Here is an 11,521-nt window from a genome sequence, read left to right as displayed (position 1 = left end):
CGGTATGTCGGGGCTGTACGACTTCTACACTCGTCGTCGTCCGGGAAAGGAGGATGAGGCACAGATGAGAAGATTCTCATCCAGCGGAATCAGCCCACGAGGCGGTATCCCATTCCGCGCACGGTCTCGATCCGCTCGGCTCCGAGCTTCGCGCGCAGGTACCGCACGTACACATCTACGATGTTCGAGCCGGGGTCGTAGTCGTAGCCCCAGACCTGGCTGAGCAGCTGTTCGCGGCTCATGACCTGGTCGGGATGGCGCAGGAACTCTTCCGCGAGGGCGAACTCGCGCGCCGAGAGCTCGACGTTCGCGCCATCGACCTCCGCGCGGCGCGAGCGCAGGTCGAGGCTCACTCTCCCGAAGCTCAGCGTCGTCGACGAGGTCGCCTCCGGCTGAATGTCGCGGATCCGCACGCGCACGCGGGCGAGCAGCTCGTCGAAGCGGAACGGCTTCGGAATGTAGTCGTCGGCGCCGCCGTCGAGGCCGCGCACGGTGTCCTCGAGCGAGCTGTGCGCCGTCAGCATGATGACGGGCACGCGGCTGCCGGTGCCCCGCAGGGCCCGAAGGACGCTGAAGCCGTCCATGCCGGGCAGACCGACGTCGAGCAGGACGAGATCGAACTCGATCGACCGCGCCAGTTCGAGGCCCTCGTCGCCGCTCGCGGCGCGCTCGGTCGCATACCCCGCGGCGCCCAGGCCCTTCTCGATGAACGTGGCGATGCGGTCCTCGTCTTCGACGATCAGGATCCTGCTCATCGTTCCTCCTCGTCGTCGGGGTCCGCGGGGGTCCGCGGCAGAACCACCGTGAACCGGGATCCGCGCCCGACCTGCGTATCGAGATCGACCCGCCCTCCGTGTGCGTGCACGAGCGCGAGCACGATTGACAGCCCGAGCCCGGATCCGTCGGCGCCGCGGCTGTCCGTGGCGCGGCCGAACCGCTCGAAGATCCGCTCGCGGGCCTCGTCGGGGATGCCGGGCCCGTCGTCATCGACCCAGCAGCGCAGGCCATCGCGATCGAGGGAGCTGCCGATCTCGATGCGGGTGCCCGGCTCGGAATACTTCGCCGCGTTGTCGGCGAGCTGCACCCAGGCCTGGGTGATCCGCTCGTGATCGACGAACGCCTCGCCTCGTGCAACGGATCCAAGCGTCCAATCACGATCCGGAATGACGCGGATCTTCGCGAACACGCCGCGCGTGAGCTCGTCGACGTCAACGGCTCGCGGCGCGTGGGCCCCGCTGCGTTCGGCCTCGGCGAGGTGCGAGATCTGGGCGATGAGGCCCGACATCCTGTCGAGCTCATCGATCGCAAGGTCGCGCGTCTGGGCGACGTCTGCGGGATCGGTCAGGTCGACGAGCTCGAGATGACCGCGCACGATCGTGACGGGGGTCGCGAGCTCGTGCCGCACGTCGTTGAGCACGCGCCGCTGCCCGCGGAACGCCTCCTCGAGGCGCGCGATCATCGCGTTGATGGTCTCGGTGAGGTCCGACAGGTCGTCGTTGCCACTCACGGGGATGCGCTCGTCGAGGGCGCCGGCGGTGATCCGTGCGGCGGTGGTGCGCAGCTCGCGCACGGGCCTCAACAGCCGCCCGGCGACGATCCAGCCCACGAGGCCGATGACGATGAGGACGCCGAGCGCGGCCCAGGCGTACGCGCCGATGACCGAGCGCAGATCAGCGAGGCGCGAGTCGACGGAGATGCCCGAGATGAACAGTCCCTCGGCCTGATCGCCGTCTACGGCGAGGGGAACCGCGAGGTAGCGCACGGGGCTGCCGCCCAGCGCGTGCGTGCCGATGACGATGCCGCTCGACGTCGCGACCTCGGCGACGCCGTTCGAAAAATCGGGATCGCTGAGGTCGATGATCGTCGACGCACCGGGCCCGTATGCCGGGCTGCCGTCTATCAGGCCGAGGGTGCTGCCGCCGAGCGGCGGCGACACGATGCTCATGATCTCCTCGACGAGCGCGTCGACGTTCGTGAAGCCCGACAGATCCTCGACAGTCGCGGTTCCGGCGGAGCCGTCGACCGATCCGACGCGATCGCCGTCGATGCGGGTCTCGATGCCCGTGAGCTCCTGGTGCAGTTCGGCGTCGATCCCGTCGATCACGCGGGTGTACTGCAGAAAGAAGGCGATGCCGCCGGCGACGACGAGGCCGACCGCCGTGACCGCGAGGATCGCGGCGAGGATCCGCACCCGCACGGGGACGCGCCATCGGGCGAGGGCCATGCGCTCTCCCTTCGTCGCACTGTGATTCAGCCTACCGAGCGCCGCCTGAACGAGAACGCGGGCCGGATCCCGAAGGATCCGACCCGCTCATGCTGCGGCTAGATCAGTTGCCGGCGAGCTTCTCGCGGAGCGCCGCGAGGGCCTCGTCGTCAGCGAGGGCGCCGGCACCGGCGCTCTCCGACGAGAAGGTGCTCGATGCCGCCGAGCCGGCCGGGGCCTGCTCCTCGGCGTTCGCCTCGGCTTCGATGGCCTTGGCGACCTGTTCCTTGTGGTTCTCCCAGCGAGCCTGCGCCTGAGCGTACTCCTGCTCCCAGGTCTCGCGCGCCTCGTCGTAGCCCTCGAGCCACTCGCTCGTCTCGGGGTCGAAGCCCTCGGGGAACTTGTACTCGCCGTTCTCGTCGTACTCGGTCGTCATGCCGTAGAGCGACGGGTCGAACTCGGTGCCGTTCGGGTCGACCATGTCGTTGGCCTGCTTGAGCGACAGCGAGATGCGGCGGCGGTCCAGGTCGATGTCGATGACGCGGACGAACAGCTCCTCGCCCACCGATACGACCTGCTCGGCCATCTCGACGTGCTTGTGCGACAGCTCGGAGATGTGCACGAGGCCCTCGATGCCGTCCGCGACGCGAACGAACGCACCGAACGGAACGAGCTTGGTGACCTTACCGGGCGTGATCTGACCGATCTGGTGCGTGCGGGCGAAGACCTGCCACGGGTCTTCCTGCGTCGCCTTGAGCGACAGCGAGACGCGCTCGCGGTCGAGGTCGACCTCGAGAACCTCGACGGTGACCTCCTGGCCCACCTCGACGACCTCGCTGGCGTGGTCGATGTGCTTCCACGAGAGCTCGGACACGTGGACGAGGCCGTCCACGCCGCCGAGGTCGACGAACGCACCGAAGTTGACGATCGACGAGACCTGGCCCTTGCGGACCTGGCCCTTGTGCAGGCCGCCCAGGAACTGAGCGCGGCTCGCGGACTGCGTCTCCTCGAGGAGCGCACGGCGCGAGAGCACCACGTTGTTGCGGTTCTTGTCGAGTTCGAGGATCTTCGCCTCGAGCTCCTGGCCGAGGTACGGCGTCAGGTCGCGCACGCGGCGCAGCTCGATGAGCGAGGCCGGGAGGAAGCCGCGGAGGCCGATGTCGAGGATGAGGCCGCCCTTGACGACCTCGATGACCGTGCCCTTGACGACACCGTCGTTCTCCTTGACCTGCTCCACGTCGCCCCAGGCGCGCTCGTACTGCGCGCGCTTCTTCGACAGGATCAGTCGGCCTTCCTTGTCCTCCTTCTGGAGAACCAGGGCCTCGATGCGGTCGCCCACGTTGACGACGTCATCGGGGTTGACGTCGTGCTTGATGGACAGCTCGCGCGAGGGGATGACGCCCTCGGTCTTGTATCCGACGTCGAGCAGAACCTCATCGCGGTCGATCTTGACGATCTCGCCGTCAATGATGTCGCCGTCGTTGAAGAACTTCAGAGTCTTCTCGACCGCGGCCAGGAAGTCTTCCGCAGATCCGATGTCGTTGATCGCGACCTGCGTGGTGGCCGAGGCGGTCGTTGCGTTAGTCATGTAGTAGTTAGCCTTCAGGGGTTGAAATCTCGGGCTTCAGATCCGGACGGAATGGGCACGTGCCCGCACAATCACACAGGGGAACCGGAAGCGGTTGGATGGGTTTCAGCGATCACGCGGCAGTCTGCACGCCCGATCCGAAGAGCGAGCGAGCCGACGCGCGCACGCGTGACACTTCAGGATAGCACGATAGGTCACCGCGATGCCACGCGGGAGTTGGGATCTGGTCACTCCTCCCCCTCTTCCCGAGCGCGTGCGGAACGAGCCGGGGCGGCTCGGGACGCACACCCCGCGCACGGGACGAACTGCGGCAACTCATCATCGTTCCTAGTTTCTATCACCAATCTTCGTGAAAGTCTTGTTCTTCGTTCATTTGTTCGATAGAATCGGGGCATGAACAACGACGCGTTCGACGATCTGCTCACCGGTCTCACCGGCGAGCAGTGCGACGAGGCGCGCGAGGCCCTCCTCAGTCTCGAACAGGCCCGTCGCGATGCCGCGCTCGTCGAGGGGCGCCGCGTTCGGGCGCTCGCCGTTCTCGCGCGGCTCGCCGACGCGCAGGCCCAGGGTTCGTCGAACTCCCATGCGCGCGCCGATGCCCGTCGGTCGCTGGCCGCCGAAGCAGCGTGCGCTCTCCGCGTCGCCCCGAGCGAGGCGCGGAACGAGATGAACCTCGCAGATACCCTCGACCACGACTACCCGAAGACGCTCGCCTCGCTTACGGACGGGCGCATCTCGCTCGCACATGCGGGCCATGTCGCGGCGGCCGGAGGGGCTCTCGACGCGCACGCCCGCGCCTCGCTCGACGACCACGCTCCGGCATATGCGGAGGCGCGCACGGCCCGCGAGTTCGCCAAGATCGTGAAGAAGCAGGCGGCCGACCTCGACACGCGATCACTCATGGAGCGGCACGACGCCGAGCGTGCTCGGCGCTACATCTCGGTGCGCGCCGGCGATTACGGCATGTCGCTCACTCAGATCTATGCGCCGACGGTCGAGACGCGCGCGATTCTGGACATCCTCGATTCGCGTGCCCATGCGATCCGCCGCGACCGCCTGCGGGCGATGCGCGAGTACGAGCGCGAGCACGGCGCGCTTCCCGATGGCGAGTGGACGTCCCCCGAATCGGGCCGAGGCGAGATCACCAACCCGCTCGAGATCGCCGCGACCGACAATCGCACCCTCATGCAGATCCGCGTCGACCTGCTGCAGGATGTGCTGCTGACGGCCGAGCCGACCGGTCACGAGCTCGCGGCGTCCGGTACGGGCACGACGCTCGATCAGATCCGCCCGACGGTGCACATCACGATCCCCGTCGACCAGCTCCTCGATCCAGATCGCGGGTCCGGCTGGCTCGAGAGCGGCGAGCTCGCGTCTCCCGATACTCTCCGCATCCTCGCCGGGCAGGCCGCAGGCTGGGAACGGCTGTTCATCCGGCCAGAGGACGGCACGATCGCCGCGGCGGATCACTACCGACCGACCGCGGCGCAGAAGCGCGCGCTGCTCGCACGCGACATGACGTGCCGCATCCCCGGATGCGAGACGACCGCCCGGAAGTGCGATATCGATCATGGGCACGACTATGCCCTCGGCGGGCGGACGTCGCTCGACAACCTCGAGTCGCTGTGTCCCGGCCATCATCAGATGAAGCATCAGACCGGTTGGCGCGTCAGGCAGAAAGCGGGAGGAGTCGTCGAGTTCACCACTCCCCTCGGCCGCACCGTCACCGACGAGCCGATCAGTCGCGTCTTCTTCTGCGACACGCCGCCACGCGGCGGCACGGCGCGCACCGATGCCGACGCTGATGCCGACGCACATGTTCAGCAGTTCCTCGCCGACCGGGGCGACAACGAATTCGCCCAGCTGCAGCGCGAGACGATCCGGGGCCGACAGGCGCGCTACGCCGACATGCGCCGGCGCGAGCGGGAGCTCGCCGCCCTGGGCGCCGACCCGGAGGGCGGAAGGCCGGACGACGCCGCATCGGACGTCGAACGAGACCTTTCGTGGTTCGACGATCCGCGGGCGCTCCGCCTCGAGCAGCGGTGGGACGAGACGTTCCTCGAGCGCCTCGAATCAGGATTGCTGGTCGGGGCGTGACGACGGAGGGCGACCACCCCGCACGGGGATGGCCGCCCTCCGTACCTACCTGGCGACCGCGTCAGTACTTCGCCGACTGGCCGCCGTCGATCGGCAGCACGGCCGCGTTGACGTAGCTCGAGTCGTCGGAGAGCAGGAACGCGACGACCGCCGCGATCTCGTGAGCTTCGCCGTAGCGCTTGGTCGGGTTGGCCTGGATGAACTGCTCCGCGGCCTTCCGCGGGTTCTCCGGGTCGAGCTGCTTCATCGAGTTCTCGACCATCGGCGTCCAGATCGCGCCCGGGGCGATCGCGTTCACCCGCACCCCGTACTCGCCGTACTCGATCGCTGAGTTGCGGGTGAGGCCCACCACACCGTGCTTCGCGGCCGCGTAGCCCGACTGGTTGCCGACGCCGCGAATACCGCCGACGCTCGCGGTGTTCACGACGGATCCGCTCTTCTGCTCGCGCATGTGCGCCAGCACCTTCTCGAGGCCGAGGAACGCGCCGGAGAGGTTGATCGACAGCACGCGCTGGAACTCGTCGTTCGTGAACGACTCGGTCAGGTTCTGCTTGCCCTCGATGCCGGCGTTGTTGAAGAACCCGTCGATGCGGCCGAACTTCTCGATCGTCGCCGACACGTACGCCTCGACGTCCGATTCCTTCGACACATCGGCCACCACCGTGATGACGGTTGCGTCGGGCGCCGCTTCACGCACCGCGTCGACCGACGCTGCGAGGCCCTCTTCGGAGATATCGACGAGCGCCAGTTGCGCGCCCTCGCTCGCGACGCGCACGGCCGTCGCGCGTCCGAGTCCTGAACCGCCGCCAGTGATCACGATCGTCTTGCCGTCAAAACGTGCCATGATGCATTCCTTTCACCCGATGAGCGTGTGTTTCACGTGTAATTCTACAATAGTCGATTATGCGCCGTTCGGGGCCATCAATGGCCTCCGGCGGGCGATACGATGACGTGAACCATTCTCTCCTCGCCTCACCTCCCGGAGCGCCCATGACTCGTTCGTCCGGCGCCGCGCGCTTCCTCGTCGCGTGGTCAGCGTTCCGCGCTCTCGCGGCGCTCGTGATCATCTTCACACTCGTGTACCTGTTCGTCCATGACCTGTCCTATGTGCGGATCGCGGAGGATCCGCCCGCCGCGCACGTTCCGACCTACGTGGCGAACTACTTCAGCTACTTCACGATCGAGTCGAACATCTTCGCCGCGCTCTTCCTCGGCGCGGCCGCGATCTGGGGCTTCACGCGCGGCCGCCGCGGCGCCCCGCAGCCGCGCGTCCTCGTGGCCGGCCAGGTGCTCGCCGCCTGCTGCATGCTGCTGACGGGAGTCGTCTACAACGCCCTGCTCCGCGGCGATGACACGGCGGGCGGCGTCGCCCCGTACGTCGCGTGGACCAGCGAGCTCATGCACGTGATCGCCCCCCTCGTGCTGCTCGCCGACGTGCTCATCGCGCCGCGCCCCGCACGGCCGCGGTGGTCCGCGATGCTCGTACCCATCGGATACGCGATCGCGTATGTGCTCTACACGCTCGTGCGCGCGCCGTTCATCGTCTCGCCCGTCGGCGGCGCGCCGTCGTGGTACCCCTACCCGTTCTTCAACCCGGCGGTGCAGGGCGGATGGGGCGGCGTGTTCTCCTACATCGGCGTCATGGCCGCGGGCTTCGCCGTCTTCTCGGCCGCCCTCGTTGCGTTCCTCAGGTGGCGCGCGCGTCCGAAGTGAGCCCGTAGCCGACGTGCGGGGCGACCACGCCCGCGAGCAGCTCGATCGAACGCAGCGTCGTTTCGTGATCCGCCCGGAGCGAATGTACCTGGAACGACACGTCGGTCGACGCCGCGATCGCGCGATCCGCCGACAGCGACTCGACCACCTCGTCGACCGTGCCGACATGCGTGTCGGTTGCGCGCACGAGGGCGTCGAGGCTCATCCCATCAGGATCGATCCGCACGGTGCTGCGCGCCGTGCGCTCAAGCTGGGCCCGCGATGCCTCGATCAACTGGGTGCGATCGCGGTCCGAATCCACGACCACCGCCGTGCGCGAGGCGAGCACCCGCGCGGCCGCGCCGTCGTCGAGCGCACCGCGGTAGGCCTCGATGATCGGCAGCTGCGCGTCGTGCAGCGGAATCCCGCCCGGCTTCTCCTGCGTGCGCGAGAGCATGAGCCCGTCTCCCGCCGAGGCCGCCCGCACGGCGCCCGCCGCGCCGAACGTCGCCTGCCAGATCCGGGCCGACAGCCCGTCTGACGCGGGATAGATCCGCGAGTCCGTTCCCCGCACGCCGAGCCCCGCCAGCGCGTCCCGGAAGACGCCGAGGTGGTCAGCGAAGAGCTCCGCGCGGTGCGACGGATCCCGGCCGAACGCCGCGAACGACGCCGGGGTCCCGCCCGGGGCCACGCCCAGCTGCACGCGGCCGCCGGACATCGCGTCGAGCACGCTCGCATCTTCGGCGGCGCGCACCGGATCATCGATCGGGAGCGTCAGGACCGCCGTGCCCAGCCGGATCCGCGTCGTGCGCGCGGCGGCCGCGGCCAGCAGGACGAGCGGCGACGGCAGGCCGCCCTCGTCGCGGCTGAAGTGGTGCTGCGCGACCCACGCCGACGAGAACCCCGCCCGATCAGCGGCCTCGATCTGCTCGAGGGCGAACCGGTAGCGATCAGCCGCCGGTGCGTCCTCGAGCAGACGCGAGAAGAAACCGAGACGAGGTCCCGTCATCGTCACTCCAGCTCGAGCAGTTTCTCGAGGGCCTGCGTGAGGTCGGCGTCGGCCTCGGCGTAGGCGACCATGTCGCCCGACGAGAGCGCCGCCTGCTTGGCGTCGAGTGCGGTCTTCGCCTCGGCGAGAGCGTCCTCGTACGTTCCGCCGGAGGGATCCGTCGGCTCCTCGGTCGGCTCGGCGCTCGGATCCTCGACGCTGCCCTCGGTCGGGTCCTCGCCCGACCCCTCGGGGTCGGCCTCGGGCGCCGTCGGAGTGATGTCCTCGTCGCCCGTCTCGGCACCGGAATCACCCTCGAACAGGGTGTCGAGCGCCTCGGCGAGCGTGTCCTCGAACGCGACCTCATCGCCGAACACCACCAGCACCTTGCGCAGCAGCGGGTACGACGTGTCGCGGGACGACTGCACGTAGACGGGCTGCATGTAGAGCAGACCATCGCCGACCGGCAGTGTCAGGAGGTTACCCGGCGTCACCGTCGAGTCACCGATCTGCAGAACGTTCAGCTGTTCGGCGACCTGCTGGTTCGAGTCGAACGTGTTCTGCACCTGACCCGGTGCGGGAACTGTGCTCGCCGACGATATCTCGAGCATTCGGAGCTTGCCGTAGTCGTCGCGCACGGCACCGTCCTCGCCGCCCGCATCGGAGTCGACCGAGAGGTAGCCCATGAGCACCTGGCGGTCACCGCCGTCGGGGATGAACGAGGTGAACATCGAGAAGGTCGGCTCCTCCTCGCCCGGCATCTGCATCGTCAGGTAGTACGGCGGCTGCAGCGCGCTCTCGTCGGTCGGATCCTGCGGCGTCTCCCACGCGTTGTCGCGCTGGTAGAACGCGCTCGCCGTGTCGACGTGGTAGACGCCGAGCATCGAGCGCTGCACCTTGAACAGGTCGGTCGGGTAGCGCACGTGGCTCATCAGGTCGCCCGACATTTCGCTGACCGACTTGAGGGTCGACGGGAAGATGTTCTGCCACGTCTTGAGCACCGGATCCTCGTCGTCCCACGCGTAGAGGGTGACGGATCCGTCATAGGCGTCGACCGTCGCCTTGACCGAGTTGCGCATGTAGTTCACGTCGTCGACGAGCAGGTTCGGCTGCGGGTTCGACGAGTCGCTGATCGCCTGCGACAGCGACGTCGGGGTCGCGTACGGGTACGACGCACTCGTCGTGTAACCGTCGACGATCCACACGACGCGGCCGTCGACGACGCTGGGGTACGGATCCTGGTCGAGCGTCAGGTACGGCGCCACCTTCTGCACGCGGTCGCGGGGGTTGCGGTCGTACAGGATCTGCGACTCGTCGTTGATCTGGTCGCTGAACAGGATCTGCTCCGACTGGAACTTCAGCGCGTAGAGCATGCGGTTGAAGTAGCTGCCGAGGCTCGGTCCGCCGTCGCCGGAGAACGTCGTGTAGGTCTGGTTCTCGTCTCCCGAACCGGTGGCGTAGTCGAGCTCGACCGGGTCGTCGCCCTCGGGCGCGCCGACGATCGAATACAGCGGCGTCTGCTCGCCGAAGTAGATGCGGGGCTCGTACTCGACGTCAGTCAGGAAGCCGGACGCGGGGATGTCGCCCTCGATGAAGACCGGCTCGCCCTCGTCCGTGCGCTCGTTGCCGCGCGCGGCCACCATGCCGTAGCCGTGCGTGTACGTCATCGTCGAGTTGACCCAGCTCTGCGATTCGCCGAGGCCATCGAGGTTCAGCTCGCGAAGGGCGACCACGGTGTCCTGCATCTCGCCGTCGATCTCATAGCGGTCGACGTCGAGGGTGTCCTGGAACTGGTAGTACGGACGCACCTGCTGCAGCTGCTGCACCGTCGGGCTGATGATCGAGGGATCCATCAGGCGCAGCGAGGCCGTCGTCGCCGCGTCGTTGCGCAGCTGGCCCTTCTCCACCGTGGTCTCGGCCTCGTACTGCGTCGTCTCGATCTCGTCGAGCTCATAGGCCGCGCGCGTCGCGTCGACGTTCTTCTGGTAGAACTCGCTCTGCAGCGCACGCTCGTTCGGTGTGACCTGGAACGTCTGCACGCCCCACGGCAGTGCGAGCGTGATCACGAGCGAGGTCACGATCAGCAGGCCGGTCGCGACGAGCGGGTAGCGCCACTTGCCGATGAATGCGGTGACGAGGAACAGGATCGCCACGAGCGCCGCGACGATCGACAGGATCGTCTGGCCGGGGATCACGGCGTTCGCCGCGACGTAGTCCGGTCCGGTGATGCGCCCCGCCTCGGCGGTGAGCGATGCGAAGCGGTCGAGCCAAATGCTGGCCGCCTGCAGCAGCAGGTATACGCCGGCGATGATCGCGACCTGGATGCGCGCGGGTTTCGAGATGCTCATCTCGCCCTGGCCGACGCGAACGGATCCGTACAGGTACGCCACGAGCGCCGTCACGAGCAGCGAGATCAGCACGACCGCCGAGGCGAACCCGACGAGGCCCTGGTAGAACGGCAGGTCGAACATGTAGAACGACAGGTCGAGGCCGAACTGCGCATCGGTCTCACCCGAGTCGACGCCGTTGAACCACATCCACGTGGTCTCCCACTGCGTCGAGGCCGCGAAGCCGGCGAAGAATCCGAACAGCACCGGAATGCCCCACATCGCGAGGCGGCGCAGCGGCTCGACGACTTCCTGGTAGCGGTCGAGCTGCGAGCTCAGGCGCGCATACACGGGGCGCATGCGGTAGGCCAGGAAGATCGAGAGCCAGACCGGAACGGCCATGCCGACGAATCCGATGGCGAACATGACCACGCGCGCGACCCACTGCGTCGTGAGGACGGTTCCGAAGTCGAGCTGGCGATACCAGAGAAGCTCGGTATACAGGCTCGCGAGCCCGAACAGCACCGCGATGAGGACCGCAATGATCGCAACGGTCGCGATCACGATCCGTCGCGTCGGAGAAACGGATGTGGCCGGAGGCTGCGCGTGGTTATTGGTCACCCGAC

Annotated in this window: 8 protein-coding genes; 2 read left to right on the top strand and 6 right to left on the bottom strand. The window is 67.9% G+C overall.

The genetic code is table 11. The features are described from left to right. Positions 1 to 89: 89 nt before the first annotated feature. The 3 genes from G510_RS0105595 to rpsA all read right to left on the bottom strand — a co-directional run bounded on the left by G510_RS0105595 (position 90) and on the right by rpsA (position 3,791). A complete protein-coding gene (locus G510_RS0105595) occupies positions 90 to 755 on the bottom strand; it encodes a response regulator transcription factor (protein WP_029152835.1) in 666 nt (221 codons plus the stop codon). Continuing rightward, on the bottom strand, positions 752 to 2,224 hold the full coding sequence (locus G510_RS15485) for a sensor histidine kinase (RefSeq protein WP_036322070.1): 1,473 nt from the start codon (positions 2,222 to 2,224) through the stop codon (positions 752 to 754). The genes G510_RS0105595 and G510_RS15485 overlap by 4 nt, the downstream gene beginning before the upstream one ends. 103 nt (positions 2,225 to 2,327) lie before the next feature. Further along, complete coding sequence (rpsA, locus tag G510_RS0105585) at positions 2,328 to 3,791, bottom strand: 30S ribosomal protein S1 (protein WP_029152834.1); 1,464 nt, start codon at positions 3,789 to 3,791, stop codon at positions 2,328 to 2,330. A 393-nt stretch (positions 3,792 to 4,184) separates the two neighbouring features. Here rpsA and G510_RS0105580 point away from each other — a divergent pair, with 393 nt between their 5' ends. Further along, a complete protein-coding gene (locus tag G510_RS0105580; RefSeq protein ID WP_029152833.1) occupies positions 4,185 to 5,888 on the top strand; it encodes an HNH endonuclease signature motif containing protein in 1,704 nt (567 codons plus the stop codon). Positions 5,889 to 5,949: 61 nt separating this feature from the next. Here the strand turns inward: G510_RS0105580 and G510_RS0105575 are convergent, their stop codons facing one another. Beyond that, on the bottom strand, positions 5,950 to 6,732 hold the full coding sequence (locus G510_RS0105575; protein WP_029152832.1) for a glucose 1-dehydrogenase: 783 nt from the start codon (positions 6,730 to 6,732) through the stop codon (positions 5,950 to 5,952). 146 nt (positions 6,733 to 6,878) lie between these two features. On the opposite strand from G510_RS0105575, the gene G510_RS15480 reads away from it, so the two are divergent. Beyond that, the gene (locus G510_RS15480) at positions 6,879 to 7,601 is read left to right on the top strand and encodes a Pr6Pr family membrane protein (RefSeq protein WP_157560429.1); all 723 of its coding nucleotides are present in this window, start codon (positions 6,879 to 6,881) and stop codon (positions 7,599 to 7,601) included. On the opposite strand, the gene G510_RS0105565 is transcribed toward G510_RS15480, so the two are convergent. Both G510_RS0105565 and G510_RS0105560 read right to left on the bottom strand, forming a co-directional pair. Then, positions 7,576 to 8,589: a putative FMN-dependent luciferase-like monooxygenase gene (locus G510_RS0105565; RefSeq protein WP_029152831.1), complete on the bottom strand. Its 1,014-nt coding sequence runs from the start codon at positions 8,587 to 8,589 to the stop codon at positions 7,576 to 7,578. The genes G510_RS15480 and G510_RS0105565 overlap by 26 nt on opposite strands. A 2-nt stretch (positions 8,590 to 8,591) precedes the next feature. Then, positions 8,592 to 11,516, bottom strand: a complete 2,925-nt coding sequence (locus tag G510_RS0105560; RefSeq protein ID WP_029152830.1) for a UPF0182 family membrane protein — start codon at positions 11,514 to 11,516, stop codon at positions 8,592 to 8,594. Positions 11,517 to 11,521: the final 5 nt, after the last annotated feature.

The sequence above is a fragment of the Microbacterium gubbeenense DSM 15944 genome, assembly GCF_000422745.1.
GTDB classification, from domain to species: Bacteria; Actinomycetota; Actinomycetes; order Actinomycetales; family Microbacteriaceae; genus Microbacterium; species Microbacterium gubbeenense.
This window is presented reverse-complemented; position numbering and strand designations above follow the sequence as displayed.